The organism is Plantactinospora sp. BC1, assembly GCF_003030345.1.
In the GTDB taxonomy this organism is placed as follows: Bacteria; Actinomycetota; Actinomycetes; order Mycobacteriales; family Micromonosporaceae; genus Plantactinospora.
On sequence record NZ_CP028158.1, the window covers coordinates 7,309,584 to 7,332,748 of the forward strand.

Sequence of the window (23,165 nt, forward strand, 5' to 3'; positions counted from 1 at the left end):
AGCGCCACGAACTCCGGAAAGAAACGTCTCGATTGCGGAACGTAAGGGCCAAGTATGGACTGTCCTCAGGGCAGGCGGGTCTGTAGGACGCCGCCGACCACCCGGGTGGGCAGGACCTGCTGGTCGGTGCTGGCCGGGCCGTGCACCACCTCGCCGCCGTCCAGCTCGAACATGCTGCCGTGCCAGGGGCACTTCACGCAGGTCCGCCCGTTCTCCTGGACGACCTCGCCGGCACCGAGCGGGCCGCTCTGGTGGGCGCAGCGTTCCAGCATCACCGTGACGTCGTCGCCCTGCCGGTAGACGATGACCGCGATGTCGTCGATCCGGCGGGTCAGCAGTTCCTTCTCCGGCAGCGCGGACATGTCCGCCAGCGCGTGCCAGCCGTCCTCGATCCGGCGCAGGTCCGGCACGCCCTGGTTGACGTTGGCCGCCTGCTTGTAGGCGAGGTGCCCGCCGATGAATCCGCCGCTGCCGACGGCGGCCAGGCCCAGGTAGCCGAGGGTACGGCCGAGGCCGCGCCGCCCGGAGAGTCGGGCGGCCAGCGAGCCGGCGTACATCGCGATGGCGACGCCGTTGGCGAGCGCGTGCACCAGGCCCACCCGCTGCTGCTCCCGGGAGAGTGCCCCCCAGTCGTTCCAGCCGGAGATCGCGGTCGGCACCGCGACGGCCGTGCCGACCGCCACCAGGGTGGTGGCGGCGCGCCGCTGGTTCGGCATCAGGTCCAGCACCGCGGTACTCATCCAGGCGCCGATCGGCACCTGCACCAGCGCCGGATGCAGCGGATGCCCGATCGGCACCCCGTGCAGGAGGTCGCGTAGCCACTGCGGCCGGATCGCTGCGGCGACGACCCGCTGCATGCGTTCCGCCGTCCGGTCCAGGCCGGTCGCCTGCTCAAGTTTCAGGATTGCTCGCACCGACCCGGACTACCCGGCGCCTGGCCGGACAAACCTCGCGGCTCGACGGAGCCGTCCGATATCACCCGGCCGGGTTACCCGGGCGTCCTCCGGGTAGACCGGCCGACATGCGGATCGCGATCACCGGGGCCACCGGCAACGTCGGTACGGCGTTGCTGCGTCGGCTGGCCCGCGAGTCGGACATCGAGGTGATCGGCATCGCCCGGCGCTGCCCGCCGCCGGACGCCGGGCCGCCGTACGACCGGGTGCGGTGGCACGCCGCCGATCTCGGGGACCCCGCCTGCCTGCACTCGCTCGCCGAGCGGCTCGCCGGGGTGGACGCGGTGGTGCACCTGGCCTGGCAGATCCAGCCCGGTCACCACCGGGCGCGGCTGCGCCAGACCAACATCAACGGCAGCCGGCACGTCCTCAACGCGATGCTGGCGGCCGGGGTACCGAAGCTGGTGTACGCGTCGTCGGTCGGGACGTACGCCCCCGGGCCGAAGGACCGGCGGGTCGACGAGAACTGGCCGGTCACCGGCGTCGGCCGCTCCGGTTACAGCGTCGACAAGGCGGCCGTGGAGGCGATGCTCGCCGACGCCGAGCGGGACTATCCGGTACTCCGGGTCACCCGGCTGCGCACCGCGCTGGTGCTCCAGCACGACGCCGGTGCCGAGGTCACCCGCTACTTCCTGGGCCGGTTCGCCCCGGTCTCGCTGCTCCGCTCGGGGCGGCTGCCGGTGGTACCGAGGCACCGGCGGCTCCGGGTCCAGGTGGTGCACGCGGACGACGCCGCCGAGGCGTACCTGCGGGCGTTGCGCAGCGACCGGACCGGCGCGTTCAACATCGCCGCCGAGCCGGTGGTGGACGGGCCGCTGGTCGCGGCGGAGCTGGGCGGTTGGGCGGCGCCGCTGCCGTTGACGCTGCTCCGGCTGCTGGCCCGGGCCGCCTGGTGGACCCGGCTGGTACCGATGGACGAGGGTTGGCTGGAGATGGGTGCGGCGGTACCGCTGCTGGACTGCTCGCGGGCCGAGCGGGAGTTGGGCTGGCGACCCCGGCGGGACGCCCGGGACGCGCTGCGGGACCTGCTCACCGGGATCGCCGCCGGCTCGGGGACGACGAGCCCGCCGTTGCGGCCGACGGAACGGTTCGCCGACCGTCAGGCGGCCTGACGTGGCACAGTCGAGCCTCATGGAGGGCGTCATGGACCGGACCCGGGTGCAGGACTGGATCGTCGGCTACGAGCGGGCCTGGCGTGCGCCGGGCACCGAACCGCTCTCCGCGCTCTTCACCCCGGACGCGAGCTACCTGCCGGGGCCCTACCAGCGGCCGGTGGTCGGCCTGCACGACATCGGCGAGATGTGGGAGGCCGAGCGGGAGGGGCCGGACGAGGAGTTCGAGATGACCAGCCAGATCGTCGCGGTGGACGGCGACGTCGGGGTGGCCCGGATCGAGGTCCGGTACGGCAACGGCGAGGAGTTCCGGGACCTCTGGATCATGACTTTCGCCGGAGACGGCCGGTGCGCGGCGTTCGAGGAGTGGCCCTTCTCGCCGCCCTCCTGACCAGCCGGCACCGGCCGCCCCGACACGTCCCCGGGAACGTCTTCCGTCAGCGCATGCCCAGCACCGCCTGGACGATGGCCCCGGTGACCGGGTTCTGGCCGTCGCCCTTGGCGTCGGTCGAGGTCACCGAGTAGGCGACCCGGAACGAGCCGTCCCGGGTGCCGGCGAGCGCGGCGGAGTAGCCGTACCGGGAGCCGGACTTGACCCAGAGGGTTTCCCCGGTCGGCAGCCGGAAGGCGGTCAGCCCGACGCTGTAGAGCGCGGGTCCGCCGTCGACGTCGTCGACCGCCGGCAGGGTGAACATCTCGGCGAGCTGGGCGGCCGGGAGCAGCCGGCCGCCGAACAGCGCTTCGGCGAAGGTGTCCAGGTCGGCCAGGGTCGAGATCAGGTCACCGGCGGCCGGGGTGATGCTCTGGTTCCAGTTCGTCACGTCGACCAGCGTGCCGGTCCCGTTCCGGGTCACGCTCTGGTAGCCGTGTGCGTGCGGACCGCGGATCGTCGGGTCGTCGCCGGGGACGTACGTGTCGTGCAGGCCGAGCGGCTGGAAGATCTGCCTGCGCATCTCCCGGGCGTACGAGTGGCCGGTCACCTTCTCGATCAGCATCCCGGCGACGATGTAACCCATGTTGGTGTACTGCTGCTTCTTCCCGGGGTCGAACGCGCGCTCGTTGCGCAGTCCGAGCCGGACGAGCTGCTCGGGCGTCCACCGGTCGTAGCGGTGCGCGAGCGCCCACTCGATGTCGTCCGGGAGGGTCGGGCTGGGCAGTCCGCTGGTGTGGTCGAGCAGTTGCCGTACGGTCACCGTCGGATAGTCGGCGGGCAGCAGGCCCGGCAGGTACCGCTGGACCGGGGCGCCCAGGTCGATCCGGCCCTCGGCGGCGAGCTTGAGCACCACCGTGGCGGTGAACACCTTGGTCACGCTGCCGATCCGGAACCGGGCGTTGCGCGGCACCGGCGCCTCGGTGCGCAGCCTCGCCACACCGGTGGCGCCGGTCCAGCAGCCGTCGGGGGTGGTCACCCGGACCTGCGCGCTGGTCGCCACCGCCTCGTCGGGAAGGCCGGCCATCGCCTGTTCCAGGGCGGCCGTCTCCAGGTGGCCGGCCGGGCAGGCCGCGGGTCTGTGCCGGGTCGCGGCCGGGCCGGCGGCGCTCGCGGGCGAGGCGAGCGGGGCGGCGCCGAGTGCGGCGGCGGCCACCAGGGCGACGGCGCGGGTACGACCCTTGCTGATCTTCATCGTCCGAGTCTCTTGCCGTACCGCACCTCCGGACATCCGGTCACTGCCCTGGCCTGACCCCGAAGCCACCACCTAGGGGTCCGGTACCGTCGGCCGCGACGACACGGCACGCGGGGGGAACGGCATGACGGTCCGGGACGACGGCAACGGTGGCGGCAACGACGGCAACGGTGGCGGCGACAGCAACGGTGGCGGCGACGGCGGTGCCGAGGTTCTCGCGGTCGGCCAGCCGGTGACCGTCCGCCTGGTCAAGGCTCCCCGGCCGGACCTGAGCTATCCCGCGTCGGTGCTCTCCGACGACGGCACCCACCTGGTGGTCCGGGCTCCCTGGGGCAAGGACGTCGTCCGGGACATGGGCTTCGTCCGGTTCGTGCCGGGCGACGTCTGGACCGAGCACTACTGGCGGGACCGGTGGTACTCGGTCAAGGAGGTGTACGACGCCGCCGGCACCCTCAAGGGCTGGTACTGCGACGTGTCCCGGCCGGCGACCGTCCGGGACGGCGTGGTCGTGGTGCCGGACCTGGACCTCGACCTGTGGGTCTCCGCCGACCTGAGCCAGGTGCTCCGGCTCGACGAGGACGAGTTCGTCGCCAGCGGCCTGCCCGAGCGGGAGCCGCAGACGGCCGCCCGGGCCCGGCAGGCCCTCGACGAGCTGGCCGAACTGGCCGTCAGCGGCTTCGACACGATCACCGGCCGGTAACCCGCTCGCCTTCGGGGCGGCCCGGGCCGGAGGATGATCGGCATGTCCGGGACGTACACCTGCACCGTGGGCCCGTCGGGGGCGGAGCCGGCGCGGGCCGGCGTGGGCCGGCTCGCCGCCCTGGCCGGGCCGGACGCGGTGCCGCCGCCGCTGCTGATGCTGCTCGGCATGGTCTCCACGCAGGTCGGCGCGGCGATCGCCACCCAGCTGTTCCGGACCACCAGCCCCGGCGGTACGACCGCACTGCGGCTCGGCTTCGGCGCCCTGGTGCTGCTCGCGGTGGCCCGGCCGGCACTGCGGCTCGGCTGGCGCACCGCCGGGCTGGTCGCGGCGTTCGGGGTGGCGATGGCCGGGATGAACTTCGCCTTCTACACCGCCCTGCAACGGGTGCCGCTCGGCATCGCGGTCACCATCGCGTTCACCGGCCCGCTGCTGGTCTCGGTCGCGACCAGCCGTCGGGCCCGGGACCTCGGCTGGGTCGTACTGGCCGGGCTGGGGGTGGCGCTGCTCGCCGGCCTGCTCGACCTCGGCACCCTGACCGGCTCCGGCTCCGGTGGCGGTGGCGGTGGCGGCCCGGACGGGACGGGCCGGCTCGACGGTACGGCGCTGCTCTGCTGCGGGCTCATCGCGCTGGGCTGGGCCGGTTACGTCGTGCTCGGCAAGGCGGTCAGCACCCGGCTGGGCGGCAGTCGGGGCCTCGCCCTCGGCATGGCGGTCGGAGCGGTCTGCGTACTGCCGTTCGGGATCGCCGGCAGCGGAACGGCGCTGTTCGACCCGTGGACCATGACGCTGGGGCTCGGCGTCGCGCTGCTCTCCTCGGTGCTGCCGTACTCGGCCGAGATGGCGGCACTGCGCCGGATGCCGGCCCGGGTCTTCGCGGTACTGCTCAGCCTGGAACCGGCGATCGCGGCGCTGGTCGGCCTCGCCCTGCTGCACGAGACGCTGGGCTGGCCGCAGCTGCTCGGCATCGGCTGTGTCGTCGCCGCCTCGCTGGGCGCCCTCACCGGCCGGTCGGGGCGGACCGGCTGAGACCGACCGGCGATATTGGGGGGTGCGGAGCCGGGGAGTGGGACGGCATCCTTGTTCGGTGGGCGTACGAGTTGAGCAGAACGGTCCGGTGCGGACGGTCGTACTGTCCCGGCCGGAGACCAGGAACGCGGTGGACGGCCCGACCGCGCGGGAGCTGGCCGCCGCGTTCCGGAGCTTCGACGTCGACCGGGAAGCCTCGGTCGGGGTGCTCTGGGGCGAGGGCGGCACGTTCTGTTCCGGCGCCGACCTGAAGGCGATCACCACACCCAGCGGCAACCGGGTCGAGCCGGAGGGGGACGGCCCGATGGGCCCGACCCGGATGCGACTCGGCAAGCCGGTGATCGCCGCCGTCTCCGGGTACGCCGTCGCGGGCGGGTTGGAGTTGGCGCTCTGGTGCGACCTGCGGGTCGCCGAGTCCGACGCGGTGTTCGGGGTGTTCAGCCGACGGTGGGGCGTACCGCTGATCGACGGCGGGACGGTGCGGCTGGCCCGGCTGATCGGGCAGAGCCGGGCGATGGACCTGATCCTGACCGGTCGACCCGTCCCGGCTCCGGAGGCGTACGAGATGGGGCTGGTCAACCGGCTCGTCGAGCCGGGCGAGGCACGGGCCGCCGCCGAGGCGCTGGCCGCCGAGATCGCCGGCTTCCCGCAGACCTGCCTGCGCAACGACCGGCTCTCCGTGCTGGCCGCCGCCGGTCGGCCGGAGGAGGAAGCCATGCGCACCGAGTTGGCGTACGGGATGAACTCGCTCGCCACCGACGCCACCGAGGGGGTGGCCCGGTTCACCTCGGGCGAGGGCCGGCACGGGTCGTACACCCCGGCGTGACGCCCGGCCGGCGGGCGGCTCGGACCGGTGGGCGGCTCGGGGTCAGGCCGGCAGCGCCGGCAGCGGCGGGAGTGGGAGGGGCAGCGCGGGCAGGTCGTCGATGCTGCTGCCGACGTGGTCCTTGCGCTCGCAGTACGCGGCGAACTCCTCGTCGGTCTTCCGGCCGAAGTAGTCGGCGTGCAGCGTCCGCTCCTCCCGGTAGTCCATGAACGGGACGGAGTAGCCGCAACTGTCGCTGATCCGCCCTGCGGTGACCAGCACGATCGCCCGCAGTCCCGGCGAGCCGGACTGCTCCGGGAAGTGCCGGATCAGCTCCGCCCACCGGGGGTCGTCCCGGAACACCGCCTCGCCCCGGCCGTGCACCCGGACGATGTTCGGCGGGCCCTCGAAGGCGCACCACATCAGCGTGATCCGGCCGTTCTCCCGCAGGTGCGCGACGGTCTCCGCCCCGCTGCCACCGAAGTCGAGATATGCCACGGTCCGCTCGTCGAGCACCGCGAGCGACCCGGCGAGCCCCTTCGGCGAGAGGTTGACGTGCCCGTCGGCGGCGAGCGGCGCGGTCGCCACGAAGAAGACCTTCTGCTGCTCGATGAAGGTGCGTAACCTGCCGTCGATCCGGTCGTACGTCTTTCCCATCTGGCCATCCTCCCTGCTGAGCCCCGGCCCACCGTAGTCGCGCCGGGCAACTCCCCCCGGTCGGGAGAGGGCGGTGCGCCACCTCGGGCCGGCGGGTCAGCCCGGCGGTGAGCCCGCCGGCGGCGGGGTCGGCGTCCCCACCGCCGGCGTGCACCACCGCGACACCGGTGAGGTCGGCGTACCCACCGGAGCCGGCACCGCCACGGGGGCGGTGGCCGCCACGCCCGGCCCGCGTACCGTCAACTCGCGTCGGCGGTACGCAGCCAGACGGCGGTGTCGGACGGCAACAGGTCACCATCCACCGGCCGGCTGGCCAGCAGGCGGCCCTGATGCGGCGGAAGCTCCACGGGAGCCTCGGAGAGGTTCACCACGCAGGCGAACCCGGGATCGCGGGCGAAGGCGAGTACCCCGTCCGGCGCCGGCAGCCAGCGCAGCGTGCCGTCGCCGAGCGCGGGCAGGCTCCGCCGGATCCGGATCGCCTCGCGGTACAGCTCCAGCATCGAGTGCGGGTCGTCGGTCTGCGCCTGCACGGTCTGGTCCTTCCAGGCGGCCGGCTGCGGCAGCCAGGGCGGGGTGGAGGCGTCCTCCGGGCTGAACCCGAACGGTGCGGCGTCCCCCGCCCACGGCAGCGGCACCCGGCAGCCGTCCCGGCCGGGGTCGACGAATCCGGAGCGCGGATACATCGGGTCCTGCCGCAACGCCGGTGGGATGTCCTCGACCTCCCAGAGCCCCAGCTCCTCGCCCTGGTAGACGTAGGCGGCGCCGGGCAGGGAGAGCGAGAGCAGCGCGGCGGCGCGGGCCCGCACCGTGCCCAGTTCCAGGTCGGTGTACGTCCCCTCGCGCTTGCTGGCGAAGCTGAACGTGGTGTCGGCCCGACCGTAGCGGGTGACCACCCGGGTCACGTCGTGGTTGGAGAGCACCCAGGTGGCCGGGGCGCCGATCGGGGCGTGTTCGGCGAGCGTGCCGTCGATGCTCTCCCGCAGCTTCGCCGCGTCCCAGGCGCAGCTGAGGAAGTCGAAGTTGAAGGCGGTGTGCAGCTCGTCCGGGCGCAGGTAGTTGGTGAACCGCTGCCGGTCCGGCAGCCACACCTCGCCGATCAGCGCACGCGGCTCGGGATAGCTGTCGGCGATCCGCCGCCAGCTCCGGTAGATGTCGTGCACCCCGTCCAGGTCGTGGAAGGGGTGCGGCGCGCCGTCGACCACCTCGGGCAGGGTGGCGTCCTTGAGCAGCAGCGCCGCCGAGTCGATCCGGATGCCGTCCACCCCCCGGTCGAACCAGAACCGGAGGATCTCCTCGAACTCGGCGCGTACCCGGGGGTGGTCCCAGTTGAAGTCGGGCTGTTCGGCGGCGAAGAGGTGCAGGTACCAGTCGCCGGGGGTGCCGTCCGGGTTGGTGGTCCGGGTCCAGGTCTGGCCGCCGAACTCGCCGACCCAGTCGGTCGGCGGCTGGTCGCCGTCCGGGCCGCGTCCGGGACGAAACCAGAACAGTTCCCGCTCCGGCGCGTCCGGACCGCCGGCCAGCGCGGCCTGGAACCACGGATGCCGGTCCGAGCAGTGGTTCGGCACCAGGTCGGCGATGATCCGCAGGCCCTGCCCGTGTGCCTCGGCGATCAGCTCCTCGACCTCGGCGAGGGTGCCGAAGACCGGCTCGATGGCCCGGAAGTCGGAGACGTCGTAGCCGGCGTCGGCCATCGGCGACGGATACCACGGACCGAACCAGATGGCGTCGACGCCCAGCCCGGACAGGTAGCCCAGCCGCTTCCGGATGCCGGCGATGTCGCCGATGCCGTCACCGTTGTCGTCGGCGAAGCTGCGCGGGTAGACCTGGTAGATCACCGCGTCTCGCCACCACCGGCGGTCGCGCTCTGATGTGGACACGAGTACCTGCTCTCTGGATCGGTCCGGCGAGCGTTCCACCGGCACCTGCACGCTGGGCCCGGGGTCGGAGTGATGCTGGGACCTCTGATGTGCCTCGTTTCGTGCCGATGACGATACAAACTCGATTGCGGCACCGCAATAATCCGACAGAACTCTGAAAGATGACGACGGGAGTTCCTCGGCGCCGGGCGGGTGGCAGACGGGTGGCAGAGCTGCGCAGAGCAGGGACGCCGGTCGCCACGCCGCCGCTGGGGCAGGCACCGGACGTGCCCGGTCACCCCGGGCGGGTCGGCCGGGGCGGGCCGACCGAGGCGCGGTACGGCCCGACGGAGGTCGGGGTGGAGATCCCGGTGGCGGTCAGTGCCCGGGTGCCGGGGCGGTCGAGCCGCGTACCACCAGCTCGGGCTCGAAGAGCAGCTCGTCGGTGAGCACCCCGACCCCCTCGATCTGGTTCACCAGCAGGTCCACCGCGGCCTGGCCCATCATCTCGATCGGCTGCCGCACGGTGGTCAGCGGCGGGTCGGTGCAGGTCATCAGCGCCGAGTCGTCGAAGCCGACCACCGAGATGTCGGCCGGCACCGACCGCCCCAGCCGACGGGCCGCCCGGATGGTGCCGAGCGCCATCACGTCGCTGGCGCAGATGATCCCGGTGACGCCGCGCTCGATCAGCTTGCTCGCCGCGACCCGGGCACCCTCCATGGAGAAGCTGGACCGCTCGACACACTCCTCGTCGTCGGCCCAACCGGCGACGTTCGCCATCGCGGCCAGCTTCCGGCGGGACGGTACGTGGTCGGCCGGGCCCAGCACCAGACCGATCCGCTCGTGGCCGAGCGAGCGCAGGTGCCCGTACGCCTGCTCGACCGCCACCGCGTCGTCGGTCGACACGCACGGGAAGCCCAGCTCGTCGACACCGGCGTTGACGAGTACCACCGGCAGGCCCCGGTCGGTGAGCCGCCGGTAGTGGTCGTGCGGCGCGTCGGCCAGCGCGTACGAGCCACCGGCGAAGATGACTCCGGAGACCTGGTGGTCCAGCAGCATCTCCACGTAGTCCATTTCGGAGATTCCGCCGATGGTCCGGGCGCAGAGCGCCGGGGTGAGCCCGCGCTGGGCCAGCGACCCGGTGACCACCTCGGCCAGGGCCGGGAAGATCGGATTCTGCAACTCCGGCAGGACGAGCCCGACCAGCCGGGCCCGTTCGCCGCGCAGCTTGCTGGGGCGCTCGTAGCCGAGCACGTCCAGCGCGGTGAGCACGGCGACCCGGGTGCTCTCGGAGACGCCGCCCCGGCCGTTGAGCACCCGGCTCACCGTGGCCTCGCTGACCCCGGCCTTCCGGGCCACCTCGGTGAGTCTTCTGGTCACGGCCGCGATAGTACGACAGGTACTTGCAAAAACCGAACCAAAGTTCGCCGGCCTACTGCAACAGTTCGCGTACCGCCGTCTCGATCGCGCGGTGGAACGTCGGATAGGCGTAGATCATCCCGGCCAGCGTCGTCACCGGAACCTCGGCGTGTACCGCCACCGCCAGCGCGCTGAGCACCTCGCCACCGACCGGCCCGGCCGAGGTCGCGCCGACCAGTACGCCCCGGTCGGCGTCGGCGACCAGCTTGATGAAACCCTCGTCGCCGACCTGGTGGATCCAGCCCCGGCTGGACTCGGAGAGCGGGGTGAAGGCGGTCCGGACGTTCAGTCCCCGGTCCCGCGCCTGCCGCTCGGTCAGCCCGACCGCACCCACCTCGGGATCGGTGAAGGTGACCCGGGGCAGTGCCCGGTAGTCCGCCCGGGGTCCGTCCCCGGCCGTGTCGTCGAGCACGCCGGCCCGGCGCAGGATGTCGTCGATCGCGATCCCGGCCTGGTACATCGCCACGTGGGTGAAGGCGCCGTGCCCGGTCAGGTCGCCGACCGCCCAGATCCCGTCGCCGGCCCGCACCCGGTCGTCCGTGGCCACGAACCGTCCCGTCGGGTCCAGCCCGACCGTCTCCAGGCCGAGCGTGTCGAGTACGGCCCGGCGGCCGGTGGCCACCAGCAGCCGTTCGCCCCGGAGCTGGTCACCGTCGGCCAGGTGCACGGTGAAGCCGCTCCCGTCGTGCTCCACCCGTTCGGCCCGGGCGCCGGTGTGCACCGTCACCCCGTCCGCGCGCAGCGCCGCGGCGACCCGTTCCGACGACTCCGGCTCCTCCTGGGCGAGGATCCGCTCGCCCGCCTCCACCATGCCGACCCGGACACCGAACCGGGCCAGCACCTGGGCCACCTCCGCGCCGATCGCCCCGCCGCCGAGGATCACCACCGACCCGGGCAGTTCGGATAGCTCCATCGCCTCCCGGTTGGTCCAGTACGGGGTGCCGGCCAGCCCGGGCACCGGCGGGATCACCGGGGTGGTGCCGGTACCCAGCACGACGCCGACCCGGGCCCGGAACGTCTCGTCGCCGACCCGGACCAGGCCGGGGCCGACCAGCCGGCCGGAGCCCCGGACGAACCGGCCGCCCCTGGAGGTGAACCGCTCCACCCCGGCGTCGTCGGTCCAGCCGGCGGTGGCCTCCTCGCGGATCCGCTTGGCCACGATGCTGAAGTCCGGCTCGACCCGGGCCTGCCCGGCCAGCTGGTCGACCCGGCGCGCCTCGGCCAGCGCGTTCGCGGCCCGGATCATGATCTTGCTCGGCACGCACCCCCAGAACGGACACTCGCCGCCGACGAGGTCGCGCTCGATGCCGACGACCGAGAGGCCGGCGGCGGCGAGCCGGTTCGCCGTCTCCTCACCACCGACGCCCAACCCGACCACCACCACGTCGACCTCCGCCGTCACCTCCGTGGTCGCGGTCTCGTCGGTCTGCACGTGCGTCCGCTCCTGTTCAGCCATACCGCCAGCTTTCCCGATCCGTCCCCGGCCGACCAGGTGGATCGGTCGGTCAGCTCGGTCGCGTCTGTCCTGATTTCGGCTCCGTCGGCAATCCGTTGTCACCATCTGCCGTAATCAAGTCGTGTCTTTGCAGCAGACGATCGACATCTTGCTGGAATGAGTTCGTCTCGCTACAGTGACCGCACTCACACACGACGCCACCCAGCTCCAGGGCCCGGTCACACGGCGGGTCCGGACCAGCCGCAGGACACCGCCACGGTGACGATCCCGCGGACCCGCACAGGTCATGGAGACTCCCGTTCCCGAAGGGATGGACAGATGTCCGTACCGCAGTACCGGAAGGCCGCGGCGCTGGCGCTCGTGGCCGGCCTGGGACTCAGCCTCACGGCATGCTCCACGAAGAGCGACGACGGCGACTCGAACGCCGGCGGCAAGGTCACCATCACGGTCGACTGCCAGCCGGTCGGCTCCCAGAAGGAGCTGTTGCAGAACTGGAACGCCGACGTCGCCGAGTTCCAGCGGCAGAATCCCGACATCGTCGTCAAGAGCGTCAGCGTCGGCGAGCAGTGCAACAACCCGCCGGACTTCACCGCCCGGCTCGCCGGCGGCACCGTGACCGACGTCTTCTACGGGTACATGACCGACCTGCAACAGGTGCTGGACTCCGGTCAGGCGATGGACATCACCGAGTACGCCAACAAGGAGAACGTGCCGACCTGGGACAGCGTCGACCCGGCGCTCAAGGAGGTCTTCACCGACGGCGGCAAGCTCTACGCCGTACCGGTGAAGAACTACTCGATGGGGCTGGTCTACAACAAGGTCCTCTTCCAGCAGGCCGGACTGGACGTGAACAACCCGCCCAAGACCTGGGCCGACGTCCGGGCCGCCGCCAAGAAGATCTCCGCGCTCGGCAACGGCGTCGCCGGGTACTCGGAATACAGCGCCGGCAACACCGGCGGCTGGCACTTCACCGCCCTGCTCTACTCCCAGGGCGGCCAGGTCCTGACCCCGGACGGCAAGAAGGCCGACTTCAACAACCCGATGGGCCGGCAGGTCCTACAGAATCTCAAGGACATGCGGTACGGCGACAACAGCATGGGCGCCCGGCAACTGCTCCAGTGGGGCGACCTGCTGACCAACGCCGCCGCCGGCAAGGTCGGCATGTTCATCGGCGCGCCGGACGCCACCCAGGCGATCGTCAGCCAGTTCCAGGGCAAGTTCCAGGACTGGGCGATGGCCCCGATGCCCGGCCAGGACGGCCCGGCCAAGGGGACGCTCGGCGGCGGCGAGGGCTACTTCTTCAAGAAGGGCCTCACTCCGGAGCAGGTCAAGGCCGGTCTGAAGTGGATCGCGTACCAGAAGCTGACCCCGGGCAAGGGCCAGTTCGACTACGTACGCGCCAAGCCGCAGAACTACCCGGTCGGGCTGCCGCAGCCGCTGCTCTTCGCCAACGGCAGCGAGGCGCAGAAGCAGGAACTCGAACTGCGCAAGGCGAACGCCAACCTCGACACCGCGAACTTCGCGCTCTTCGAGGCGACCCCGGTCCCGATCAAGGGTGAGCCGCGCAACGCGCAGGCGATCTACGCGGTGCTCGACGCGGCGATGTCCGGGGTGCTGACGAACCCGAACGCGAACGTCGACGCGCTGCTCAAGACGGCGGAGGACAAGGTCAACCAGCTCCTGGCCGCCGAGAGCTGATCCCGGCGGGGTGGGGGCCGACGGCACCGGTCCCCACCCCGCCGCCGCACCAGTACGGTCACCGACTTCCCAGGAGTTGCCTTGGCGATCACCACCGCCCCGGGTACCACCAGACCGGGTCGCCCCGCCCGGCCGTACCCGGCACCGCCACGGCCCAGCAGCGGTTTCGGCCGGAAGGTCCGGGACAACCTGACCGGGCACGCGTTCCTGATCGGCGCGGTGGTCTGCTTCGCCGTCTTCTCCTGGTACCCGATGATCCGCGGCGTCGTGATGAGCTTCCAGCGCACCCGGCGCGGCGAGACCACCTGGGTGGGCTGGGACAACTACCTGCGAATCCTCGACGACCCGAGCTTCTGGCCGGCCTGGAAGAACACCATCTACTTCACGGTGCTGGCGCTCGTCCTCGGCTACGCGGTGCCGTTCTTCGTGGCGATCCTGCTCAACGAGTTCCGGCACGCCAAGGGGTACCTGCGGATCCTGGTCTACCTGCCGGTGATGCTCCCGCCCGCCTCGGCGCTCTTCCTCTTCAAGTACTACGCCTACGACCCCAGCGAGGCCGGACTCTTCAACGCGGTACTCAAGGCGCTGCACCTGCCGACCTCGGAGTGGATGCAGTCGCCGGAGATGACGATGCCGGCGATGGTGATCGCCTCGACCTGGATGAACATGGGCAGCGCGGTGCTGATCTATCTGGCGGCGTTGCAGAACATCCCCGGCGAACTCTACGAGGCGGCCGAGCTGGACGGCGCCGGGATCTGGCGGCGGATCGTCAACGTCACCGTCCCGCAGACCCGGCTGATCCTGCTGCTGCTGGCGATGCTCCAGATCGTCGCCACCATGCAGCTCTTCATCGAGCCGCTGATCCTGGCCAACGGGGCCGGCGCGGAGGACTCGGCGACCTCGGTGGCGTACCTCATCTACCAGCACGGGTTCTTCCAGAACGACCTCAACGGTGCGGCGGCGCTCGGCGTGATCATGCTCGTGGTACTGGCCGGCTTCTCCGCCGTCTACGCCCGACTGACCGCGAAACAGGACTAGGACAGGCGAGACATGGCACAGGACTCCGGCACCCGGACCCTCATCTCCCCCGCCCAGCTCCGCCGGGGACGCGGCAGGGTCGTCTACTGGACGCTGCTCACCGTCGTCGTGGTGGTGTTCACGCTGGTCTTCCTCGGCCCGCTCTACTGGATGGTCACCGGCGCGCTCAAGTCCGGCCAGGAGATCGCGCAGACCCCGCCGACCCTCTTCCCGCGCGACCCGCAGCCGCAGAACTACGTCGACGCGTGGAACAACCTGGACCTGGCGAAACTGCTCTTCAACACGTTCTACTACGCGGCCGGGGCGCTGCTGTTCCAGCTCGTCCTGGACACCGCGGCGGCGTACTCGCTGTCGAAGCTGCGGCCGGTCTTCGGCAACGCGATCCTCGGGCTGATGCTGGCGACGCTGATGATCCCGGCGATGGTGCTGATCGTCCCGCAGTACGTGACGGTGATCGACCTGCCGATCCTGCACATCAACCTGCTCGACTCGCCGTTCGCGATCTGGCTGCCCCTGGTCGCGAACGCCTTCAACATCTTCCTGCTGAAGCGCTTCTTCGACTCGATCCCCGAGGACCTGATGGCGGCGGCCCTGATGGACGGCGCGACGCCGCTGCGCACGCTCTGGTCGATCATCCTGCCGATGTCCCGCCCCATCCTCGGGGTGGTCTCCATCTTCGCCGTGACGGCGGTCTGGAAGGACTTCCTCTGGCCGAAGCTGGTGATGCCGTCGCCGGAGACCCGTACGGTCAGCGTCGGCATCTACGCCTTCGCCGGCGGTACCCCGATGAACGTCGTGATCGCCGCCTCGGTGATCGCGGCGATCCCGACCGTGGTGATCTTCCTGATCTTCCAACGGAACATCATGTCCGGGCTGACCACCGGCAGCATCAAGGGCTGACCACCGGGAGCATCAGGGGATGGCCAGCCGCTCCGGCACCCCGCGACCCGTCCGGGGCGGCGCTCCAGGTGCCACCACCGGAGTGCCGGTCGGGGTCACCAGCGCCCGCGCGGCGACCGCCGCCCGGCGTCGGCGCGGCACCACGGCCCGGCCGGCGAAGACGTCGTACCCGGCGGCGACCACCTCGTCGAGGATTCCGCCGTAGAGCAGGTAGGCGGTGCGGATGCAGGACTGCGAGGCCGGGGCGAGCAGGGTCACCCCGGGCGCCGCGGCGAGGTAGTGCGCCCGGGCGCGGCTCACCTCGTACTCGATCAGTTGCCGGATCCGCGGCGTGGCCCGCCCCCGCCGCGCCGCGTCGACCAGGTCGGCCGGGGCGACCCCGAACCTGGCCAGGTCCTCCGCCGGCAGGTAGACCCGGCCCCGGCCGAGATCCTCGGCGACGTCCCGGATGAAGTTGGTGAGCTGGAAGGCGAAGCCGAGCTGCCGGGCCGGCTCCCGGGCGGCGGCCGGGTCGGCGCTGCCCAGGATCGGCAGCATCATCGTGCCGATCGCCGCCGCCGACCCTTCCATGTAGTCGAGCAGGTCGGCGTAGCGGGGATAGCTGGTCACGGTCAGGTCCATCGCCATGCTGCGCAGGAACGCCGCGAAGTCCGCCCGGTCGAGGTCGAAGACCGCGATGGTGTGCAGCACGGCCGGCAGCAGCGGATCGGCCACCGGCTCGCCGCGCAGCCCGGCGAGGAACCGCTCCGACCAGTCGGCGAGCCGGGCCGTCCGGACCGGGGTCGGCAGTTCCTCGGTGCGGTCCACGATCTCGTCGGCGTACCGGGTGAAGCCGTAGAGCGCGTGCACGTGACGCCGTTTCCAGGCGGGCAGCAGCCTGGTCGCGAGATAGTAGGTCCGGCCGTGCCGTTTGTGCAGCTCACGGCAGCGCTCATAGGACCCGCCGAGACTGGTGTCCACCGACCCTCCAGGAGTATCGACGCATCAATCGACGCAACTCGTAGGCTTCAGGGTACGCTCGATCGGCTCTCGGGTGGGCGGTTCGCGGCCCGGCCAGGTGTCAACAAGGGATCTTTCAGCTACAAAAACGGAAGAAGGATGCCTTCGGCGACCTGGGGCGCAGGATGATGGTCGATCCAGGAGGTGATCGGGTGCGAACCGTGGGTGGACGGACCGACCGGGTGGTGGTGGTCGGCGCCGGGCTCGGCGGCCTCGCCTGCGCCCTGCACCTGGCCGGCGCCGGCCGCCAGGTCACCGTGCTGGAGCGCGAGGCCGTACCGGGCGGACGGGCCGGCCGGCTCAGCGTCGACGGCTACGAGTTCGACACCGGACCGACCGTGCTGACCATGCCCGACCTGATCGCGGAGGCGCTCGGCGCGGTCGGCGAGGAGCTGGACGACTGGCTCGACCTCGTCCCGCTCGACCCGGCGTACCGGGCGCACTATCCGGACGGGTCCACCCTGGACGTCGTCACCGACACCGCCCGGATGGCCGGGGAGATCGCCCGGGTCTGCGGCCCCCGGGAGGCCGACGGCTACCTGCGGTTCGTCGACTACGCCCGCCGGCTCTGGCAGCTCGAACGCGCCGACTTCATCGACCGCAACCTGGACCGCCCGACCGACCTGCTCACCGCCAACCTGGTCCGGCTGGTGGCCGCCGGTGCGTTCCGGCGGTTGCAGACCAAGATCGACCAGTTCTTCGCCGACCCGCGTACCCGGCGGATCTTCTCCTTCCAGGCCATGTACGCCGGCCTCGCCCCGCACGACGCGCTCGCCATCTACACCGTGATCTCCTACCTCGACTCGGTCGCCGGGGTCTACTTCCCGCGCGGCGGCATCCATGCCGTCTCCCGGGCCCTGGCCGGCGCCGCCGAGAAGCACGGCGTGCAGATCCGGTACGGCAGCACCGTCGAGCGGGTGGAGACCTCGGCCGGCCGGGCCACCGGGGTACGCACCACCGACGGCTCGGTCGTCCCCGCCGACGTGGTGGTACTCAACCCGGACCTGCCGGTGGCATACCGTGACCTGCTCCCCGACGGCGCCCCGCCGCGCCGGCTGCGCTACTCGCCGTCCTGTGTCGTGCTGCACGTCGGCGCCCGGCAGGGCTACCGGGGCATCGCCCACCACAACATCCACTTCGGGCGGGCCTGGCGGCGCACCTTCGACGAGGTGATCCGGCGCGGCGAGCTGATGTCGGACCCGTCGCTGCTGGTCACCAACCCGAGCCGGACCGACCCGTCGACGGCACCCGCCGACCGGCACGGCTACTACGTGCTCGCCCCGGTGCCGAACCTCGACCGGGGCGCCGGACTCGACTGGCGCGGCGACCTGCCCCGGCGGTACGCGGACGAACTGCTGGCCACCCTGGAACGCCGGGGCTACGTCGGGCTGGCCGACAGCGTCGAGGTACTCCGGACCGTCACCCCGGCCGACTGGGCCGACGCGGGGATGGCCGCCGGTACCCCGTTCGCGGCCGCGCACAGCCTGTGGCAGACCGGCCCGTTCCGCCCCGGCAACCTGCACCGCGACCTGCCCAACGTGGTGTTCGTGGGTTCCGGCACGCAGCCCGGGGTGGGCGTGCCTATGGTGATGATCTCCGGGAAGCTCGCCGCCGCCCGGGTGACTGGAGGTGGCCGATGACAGCCGACCGCGACACGCCGGGCCGGGACGACGGGGCGGACCGGCCGGAACACGGCGCGGCGCGGGGCCGCCCGACCGACCGGGAACGGCACCTGGTGGAGCTGGTCGACGAGGCCGGCGCCCCGCTCGGTGCCCGTACGGTCGACGAGGCGCACCGGTCGCCGGGCCAGCTCCACCGGGCCTTCTCCGTACTGCTGGTCGACGCGGCCGGGCGGATCCTGCTCCAGCAGCGGGCCGCCGCCAAGACCCGGTTCCCGCTGCGCTGGGCCAACACCTGCTGCGGGCATCCGGAACCCGGGCAGGCGCTCGACACCGCCGCCGGCCGGCGACTGCGCGAGGAACTCGGCATCGAGGCCGTACCGCTGACCGAGATCGGGGTCTATCTCTACCGGGCCGAGGACCCCGGCACCGGCCGGGTGGAATACGAGTACGACCACGTGCTGCGCGGCGACTTCGACGCCGGCCGGGCGGTGCTGCCCGACCCGGACGAGGTGGCCGACCTGCGCTGGGTACACCCCGACGAGCTGCGGGCCGGGCTGGACGCCGACCCGGAGGCGTACGCGCCGTGGCTGGGTGGGGTGCTCAGCCGGCTGACCGGCCCGGCACAGTCGTCGCCGGCCGGTGCACCGTCCGGGCCACCGCGCCGGTCGGGCAACCGTGGCCGGTGGGAGCAGGTCCCGGCCCCCACGGGTCAGGAGGAGAACCCGGCGGAGCGGTCGGGTGGCCGATGACGCGCTGAGCGCCGGTGCTGTCGCGCGGCGGCTCGGCATCGCCGTCACCACCCTGCGGAGCTGGCACCGGCGGTACGGGCTGGGCCCGAGCCGGCACGTCCCGGGTCAGCACCGGCGGTACAGCGTCGAGGACCTCGACCGGCTGGACGTGATGCGCCGGCTGACCGCCGAGGGGGTCGCCCCGGCCGAGGCGGCGCACTGGGCGCGCCGGGGCACCGTACCCGGGAAGGAGCCGGACCGGGACGGGCCGCTGCCGGCGCGGGCCGGTGGCGGCACGGCGATCGCGGTGGGCCGGGCCGGGCCGGCGGCCCGGGGCCTGGCGCGGGCCGCGATGCGGCTCGACCCGCTGGCGATGCGCGCCGGCATCAGCGCGGCGATCGAGGCCGACGGCGTCGTCACCGCCTGGGAGCGGGTGCTCCGGCCGGTGCTGGCCGGCATCGGCGACCGGCACGCCGCCAGCGCGGCGTTCGTCGAGGTGGAGCACCTGCTGTCCCGGTGCGTGTCGGAGGCGCTGGCGGCGGTGCCCCGACCGCCGGCCGGCGCGGCGCCACCCCGGATCCTGCTCTCCTGCGCCGACGAGGAGCAGCACAGCCTGCCGCTGGAGGCGCTCGCCGCCGCGCTCGCCGAGGCCGGCGTGCACTGCCGGCTGCTCGGCGCGCGGGTGCCGGTGCCGGCCCTGGTCGAGGCCGTGGCGCGGACCGCCCCGCAGGCCGTGCTGGTCTGGTCGCAGCTACCGGCGACCGGCGACCCGGCCCAGCTCGACGCGGTGCGGGCCGGCGCCTGGCCGCCGCCGCTGCTGGCCGCCGCCGGCCCCGGCTGGCCGTCCGAGCTGCTGCCCTCCGGGGTACGCAGGCCGGCGACGCTGACCGAGGCGGTGGCGATGCTGCGGGACGTACCCGGATCTTCGGGGCGCTGACTCGGCTACCGAGCATTCGGGACATCGCCACCGTACGCACTCCGCTAACGTGGGTCAGCCGTAACCCGAAATCCCCTCGGGAGCCGCCCGATGACCCGACGTACGGCGCTCGCCGCCGGCCTCGTCCTGCTGGTGCTGCTGTCCACCGGATGCGCGAACCAGCAGCCGGCGCCGGCCAGGTCACCGCTGCCCTATCCGCCGATTCCGCAGGTGACGGCGACGGCGACCCCCGCACCGACCCAGCCGCCGGCCAAACCGAGCCGGAAGAAGCCGGCCCCCCGGGGCACCGTCGGCCCGCTGAACACCCAGCGGCTGACCGGGGTACGCGGGGTCGCGCTGACCTTCGACGACGGCCCGCATCCACTGTGGACGCCGAAGGTGCTCGACCAGCTCCGCAGGGCCGGGGTGCGGGCCACCTTCTGCGTGGTGGGGGTGAAGGTCCGCAAGTACCCGGCGCTGGTACGACGGATCGTCCGCGAGGGCCACACGCTCTGCAACCACAGTTGGCAGCACGATCTGAAGCTGGGCACCCGGAGCGCGGCGCAGATCCGGGCCGACCTGCGCCGGACCAACCAGGAGATCCAGCGGGCGGTACCCGGGGTCAAGGTGCGGCACTACCGGCAACCGGGCGGCAAGTGGACCCCGGCCGTGGTCGGAGTGTCCCGGGCCCTCGGCATGAAGCCGCTGCACTGGGACGTCGACCCGGTGGACTGGGACGACACCAGCACCGTGGAGATCAGCCGGCGGGTGGCCGAGCAGGCCCGGCCCGGCTCGATCGTGCTGCTGCACGACGGCGGCGGTGATCGAAGTCGCACCCTCGGCGCCTGCCCCCAGGTGATCAGCTCCCTGAAGCGGAAGTACGGGATAACCCGGCTGAGGTGAGGCGGTTTAGGGCGGTTTGTCCGATGGGCAATACCGGTTTGGTCGGGCGGCTGGCCATCACGTATGCTTTCGGAGCCTCCGGCGGGGCCGGATGGGAGCACAGCCGCTGAAGTTGTCATGTGCAATGATGGCGGGGCCGCCCTCATCGTCTAGCGGCCCAGGACGCCGCCCTTTCAAGGCGGTAGCACGGGTTCGAATCCCGTTGGGGGCACGACCCCGGTCTCGACCGGGGACAGCAGTAAGAGCAAGGTCCTGTGGAGCAGTTGGAGTGCTCGCCGCCCTGTCAAGGCGGAGGTCGCGGGTTCAAGTCCCGTCAGGACCGCCAGCGCCGCTCGCCGCGCGTGCAAACGCGCGGCGGTCTGCGTTTCGGCCCGGATGATCGGGACGGCAGCGGGTAGGCCGGACCGGTAACATGTGCCGAGTAACCCGGCCAGGTAGCTCAGTTGGTACGAGCGTCCGACTGAAAATCGGAAGGTCGGCGGTTCGACCCCGCCCCTGGCCACATAGCCTTTCGCCGGGCTATCAGAGCGGCCCCCACCAGCGGAAACGCCGGACGGGGGCCGCTCTATTTTCGCACCCGGTGAAGGCGTGCCCGGTGAAGGCTGGTGGATCATCTGTCGGCCGGTTTGGTCGCACCAGCTCTTGCAGTAGCGATGCGAGTTGGCGGTACCTCATCGTGGCGATCACTGATCATCCGACGTGCTGCAGAGCGGCCTGGCGGACAGTGCGTGCGGTGGCGTACTGCGAGGCGCGGCTCCAGTCTCCGGCGATGCCACCGGTCATCGACCCGCCCACCGGGCGCCAGCGGCCGTCCTCACGCCGGTGGTCGCCGTCGGTACTCCTCGATCAAGTGTCGCCGAACTGGAGGCCCGCATCCCGGCCGTTCGGGCGTAGCCTTCGACGGTGGTCGCCTACCGCCGGCTCGACGGCCCGTCCGCCACGCCGTTGTTCGCGCCGCTCGTCGAACTGTACGGCGTCGTGTATGCGGAGCCACCGTACGAGGAGGGCCCGGACGAGGTTGCCGGTTTCGCGGCGAGGCTTCCTGAGGAGTCCTCGCGGCCCGGCTTCGCCCTGGTCGCCGCCGAGGATGGCCTGGACCTGATCGGCGCCGCCTATGGCTGGACGATGTCGCCGGGAGTGTGGTGGTCACGTGCCGACACCGCTCCGGCTCCCGAGATCCTGGCGGCGGCCAAGCTTGCGGTGATGGAATGGATCGTCCACCCCGACCACCGCCGGCAGGGCATCGGCGCCGAGCTGATGCGTCGACTCCTTGTCGGCCGCCCGGAGACGTGGGCAACCCTCGCATCCGACCCGCGATCCCTTGCCCGACGCCTGTACGAGCAGGCCGGCTGGCGGAAGGTCGGCACCTCACATCTGCCATGGGGGCCCGCTATGGATCTGCTCGTACTGCCCCTGCCAGTCCACTGATCGGGTCGGCGCCCCCAGCTACGGCTGCCCCACGACGGGGTGTTCCTAGATCGCCTAGCGTTTGGCCGGCCTGAGCAGGCCGGACGCTACCTGCAACGCGGGTCAGTCGCGGGGGGTGGTGCGGTGGTGGAGGCGGCTGAGGTCGTTGGCGAGCAGGGCGAAGAGCGCGAGCAGGGCGGCGAGGCCGGTACTGACCAGGATGGCGAAGCCGCGCTCGGCGCCGTCCGGCGCCAGCACGATTCCGAGTACCGCCGCGACGGCCGCGACCAGCACCATCCCGATCCGGCCCACCCGGGCCAGCAGTACCGCTCGGGCCAGCCGGGCCGGATCCGGGGAGCCGGTGCCGAGGCCACGGCGGGCGTACCAGGCGGCGGTGGCGAGGGTGCCGGCGCCGAGCATGCCGGCCAGCCCGACGAGCGCCCAGGGCAGCCCGATCCGGTCGACGCCGGAGCGGCCCGCCGCCAGGCCCGCGCGGGCGACCAGGGCCGACACCAGCACCGCCAACAGGTACGACAACGCGATCCCCAGCAGTCGACGGCGTGCTCCACGCCCGTCGGTGCGGACCACGGTGGGATCGTCGGGCACCTGGAACTCCTTCCCGCACCGCCGTCGCCCGACGCGGGCCAGGTCGGCCGCGCGAACAGCGTTCCGGGTCGATGCTAGTGCCGGGAGTCGGCACCGGCCTCGACAGCCATTGATGATCTACCGCTCGGCGCAGGGATCGACCGCCCGCCGATGCAAAGCTGCACAGCTCAGCAGCAGCCGGTATGGTCCCGGCGTATGGGACAGGAGACTACGAACGCCTCCGACATCCAGCAGGACACAGGCACCTACTCCGTGCGCAGCAGCCTCCGTGTCCCGGGCCCGGCAGACCGGGCCTTCGCTGCCTTCACCGAGGGTCTCGCCGACTGGTGGGTCAAGGAATACACCTGGTCCGGCCCGCAGAAGCTGGCCAAGCTCGGCATCGAGCCCGGTAGCGGCGGGATGCTGTACGAGATCGGTCCGCACGGGTTCCGCTCCGACTGGGGCCGGGTGCTGGACTGGCAGCCGCCCCGCCGCCTGGTCTTCAACTGGCAGATCGGCCCGGACCGGGCTCCGGTGCCGGACCCGGACCAGGCCAGTGTGGTGGAGGTGCGGTTCGCGCCGCAGGCCGACGGGAGCACCCTGGTCGAGGTGGAACACCGGGACTTCGACCGGCACGGCGAGGCCGCCGAGGGCTACCGCGAGGCGCTCACCGCCGGCTGGCACGAACTCCTCTCCCGGTACGCGAGCGCGGTCGAGAACTCCGCCGACCAGGACTGACGACTCCGCAGCCCGACGG

Annotated in this window: 22 protein-coding genes and 3 tRNA genes; 17 read left to right on the plus strand and 8 right to left on the minus strand. The window is 72.2% G+C overall.

Translation table 11 applies throughout. The annotated features are described in order from the left end of the window. Positions 1-65: 65 nt before the first annotated feature. Positions 66-914, minus strand: coding sequence for a Rieske 2Fe-2S domain-containing protein (locus tag C6361_RS32110; protein ID WP_107270035.1), 849 nt, complete (start codon positions 912-914; stop codon positions 66-68). A 107-nt stretch (positions 915-1,021) separates the two neighbouring features. Here C6361_RS32110 and C6361_RS32115 point away from each other — a divergent pair, with 107 nt between their 5' ends. Together C6361_RS32115 and C6361_RS32120 are read left to right on the plus strand one after the other, a co-directional pair. Next, positions 1,022-2,065, plus strand: a complete 1,044-nt coding sequence (locus C6361_RS32115; protein WP_107270036.1) for an NAD-dependent epimerase/dehydratase family protein — start codon at positions 1,022-1,024, stop codon at positions 2,063-2,065. Between the two features lie 31 nt (positions 2,066-2,096). Then, complete coding sequence (locus C6361_RS32120; RefSeq protein WP_107271313.1) at positions 2,097-2,456, plus strand: nuclear transport factor 2 family protein; 360 nt, start codon at positions 2,097-2,099, stop codon at positions 2,454-2,456. A 46-nt stretch (positions 2,457-2,502) separates the two neighbouring features. Here C6361_RS32120 and C6361_RS32125 read toward each other — a convergent pair whose 3' ends face one another. After that, positions 2,503-3,690, minus strand: coding sequence for a serine hydrolase (locus C6361_RS32125; protein WP_107270037.1), 1,188 nt, complete (start codon positions 3,688-3,690; stop codon positions 2,503-2,505). A gap of 124 nt (positions 3,691-3,814) precedes the next feature. Between C6361_RS32125 and C6361_RS32130 the strand changes: the two genes are divergently transcribed. From C6361_RS32130 to C6361_RS32140, 3 genes are read left to right on the plus strand one after another with little or no spacing between them, the layout of a single operon-like run. After that, complete coding sequence (locus C6361_RS32130) at positions 3,815-4,390, plus strand: DUF402 domain-containing protein (RefSeq protein ID WP_107270038.1); 576 nt, start codon at positions 3,815-3,817, stop codon at positions 4,388-4,390. A 42-nt stretch (positions 4,391-4,432) separates the two neighbouring features. After that, positions 4,433-5,419, plus strand: coding sequence for a DMT family transporter (locus C6361_RS32135; RefSeq protein WP_107270039.1), 987 nt, complete (start codon positions 4,433-4,435; stop codon positions 5,417-5,419). Between the two features lie 58 nt (positions 5,420-5,477). Continuing rightward, positions 5,478-6,245 (plus strand): crotonase/enoyl-CoA hydratase family protein, encoded by a 768-nt coding sequence (locus C6361_RS32140; protein ID WP_107262681.1) that lies wholly within the window; start codon positions 5,478-5,480, stop codon positions 6,243-6,245. 42 nt (positions 6,246-6,287) lie between these two features. Here the strand turns inward: C6361_RS32140 and C6361_RS32145 are convergent, their stop codons facing one another. The 4 genes from C6361_RS32145 to C6361_RS32160 all read right to left on the minus strand — a co-directional run bounded on the left by C6361_RS32145 (position 6,288) and on the right by C6361_RS32160 (position 11,612). After that, the gene (locus C6361_RS32145) at positions 6,288-6,881 is read right to left on the minus strand and encodes a pyridoxamine 5'-phosphate oxidase family protein (RefSeq protein ID WP_107262680.1); all 594 of its coding nucleotides are present in this window, start codon (positions 6,879-6,881) and stop codon (positions 6,288-6,290) included. A gap of 239 nt (positions 6,882-7,120) precedes the next feature. Further along, complete coding sequence (locus C6361_RS32150) at positions 7,121-8,758, minus strand: glycoside hydrolase family 13 protein (protein WP_107271314.1); 1,638 nt, start codon at positions 8,756-8,758, stop codon at positions 7,121-7,123. Positions 8,759-9,115: 357 nt separating this feature from the next. After that, positions 9,116-10,117, minus strand: coding sequence for a LacI family DNA-binding transcriptional regulator (locus tag C6361_RS32155; protein WP_107262679.1), 1,002 nt, complete (start codon positions 10,115-10,117; stop codon positions 9,116-9,118). Between the two features lie 52 nt (positions 10,118-10,169). Further along, complete coding sequence (locus C6361_RS32160) at positions 10,170-11,612, minus strand: NAD(P)/FAD-dependent oxidoreductase (RefSeq protein WP_107270040.1); 1,443 nt, start codon at positions 11,610-11,612, stop codon at positions 10,170-10,172. A gap of 318 nt (positions 11,613-11,930) precedes the next feature. On the opposite strand from C6361_RS32160, the gene C6361_RS32165 reads away from it, so the two are divergent. From C6361_RS32165 to C6361_RS32175, 3 genes are all read left to right on the plus strand, one after another. Continuing rightward, positions 11,931-13,310: an ABC transporter substrate-binding protein gene (locus tag C6361_RS32165; RefSeq protein WP_107262677.1), complete on the plus strand. Its 1,380-nt coding sequence runs from the start codon at positions 11,931-11,933 to the stop codon at positions 13,308-13,310. Between the two features lie 81 nt (positions 13,311-13,391). Then, complete coding sequence (locus tag C6361_RS32170; RefSeq protein WP_107270041.1) at positions 13,392-14,348, plus strand: carbohydrate ABC transporter permease; 957 nt, start codon at positions 13,392-13,394, stop codon at positions 14,346-14,348. Between the two features lie 12 nt (positions 14,349-14,360). Then, a complete protein-coding gene (locus C6361_RS32175; RefSeq protein ID WP_107262675.1) occupies positions 14,361-15,248 on the plus strand; it encodes a carbohydrate ABC transporter permease in 888 nt (295 codons plus the stop codon). A 12-nt stretch (positions 15,249-15,260) separates the two neighbouring features. Here the strand turns inward: C6361_RS32175 and C6361_RS32180 are convergent, their stop codons facing one another. Next, a complete protein-coding gene (locus C6361_RS32180) occupies positions 15,261-16,208 on the minus strand; it encodes a phytoene/squalene synthase family protein (protein WP_107270042.1) in 948 nt (315 codons plus the stop codon). A gap of 191 nt (positions 16,209-16,399) precedes the next feature. Here C6361_RS32180 and crtI point away from each other — a divergent pair, with 191 nt between their 5' ends. The 8 genes from crtI to C6361_RS32220 all read left to right on the plus strand — a co-directional run bounded on the left by crtI (position 16,400) and on the right by C6361_RS32220 (position 21,844). Beyond that, positions 16,400-17,887, plus strand: coding sequence for a phytoene desaturase family protein (gene crtI / locus C6361_RS32185; protein ID WP_107270043.1), 1,488 nt, complete (start codon positions 16,400-16,402; stop codon positions 17,885-17,887). Next, on the plus strand, positions 17,884-18,618 hold the full coding sequence (idi, locus tag C6361_RS32190) for an isopentenyl-diphosphate Delta-isomerase (RefSeq protein WP_107270044.1): 735 nt from the start codon (positions 17,884-17,886) through the stop codon (positions 18,616-18,618). Before crtI ends, idi begins: the two co-directional genes overlap by 4 nt. Then, positions 18,608-19,534, plus strand: a complete 927-nt coding sequence (locus C6361_RS32195; RefSeq protein ID WP_107270045.1) for a MerR family transcriptional regulator — start codon at positions 18,608-18,610, stop codon at positions 19,532-19,534. The genes idi and C6361_RS32195 overlap by 11 nt, the downstream gene beginning before the upstream one ends. Positions 19,535-19,624: 90 nt before the next feature. Continuing rightward, complete coding sequence (locus C6361_RS32200; protein ID WP_107270046.1) at positions 19,625-20,416, plus strand: polysaccharide deacetylase family protein; 792 nt, start codon at positions 19,625-19,627, stop codon at positions 20,414-20,416. 138 nt (positions 20,417-20,554) lie between these two features. Further along, a tRNA-Glu gene (locus C6361_RS32205) sits at positions 20,555-20,627 on the plus strand. 37 nt (positions 20,628-20,664) lie between these two features. Continuing rightward, positions 20,665-20,741 (plus strand) — tRNA-Asp (locus tag C6361_RS32210). Between the two features lie 103 nt (positions 20,742-20,844). Beyond that, positions 20,845-20,918, plus strand: a tRNA-Phe gene (locus tag C6361_RS32215). 401 nt (positions 20,919-21,319) lie between these two features. Then, positions 21,320-21,844, plus strand: a complete 525-nt coding sequence (locus C6361_RS32220) for a GNAT family N-acetyltransferase (protein ID WP_107270047.1) — start codon at positions 21,320-21,322, stop codon at positions 21,842-21,844. A 102-nt stretch (positions 21,845-21,946) separates the two neighbouring features. On the opposite strand, the gene C6361_RS32225 is transcribed toward C6361_RS32220, so the two are convergent. After that, complete coding sequence (locus C6361_RS32225) at positions 21,947-22,429, minus strand: hypothetical protein (RefSeq protein WP_107270048.1); 483 nt, start codon at positions 22,427-22,429, stop codon at positions 21,947-21,949. Between the two features lie 195 nt (positions 22,430-22,624). On the opposite strand from C6361_RS32225, the gene C6361_RS32230 reads away from it, so the two are divergent. Further along, positions 22,625-23,146 carry an SRPBCC family protein gene (locus tag C6361_RS32230; protein WP_107270049.1) on the plus strand — a complete coding sequence of 174 codons (522 nt, stop codon included), beginning with the start codon at positions 22,625-22,627 and terminating at the stop codon, positions 23,144-23,146. Positions 23,147-23,165 lie beyond the last annotated feature (19 nt).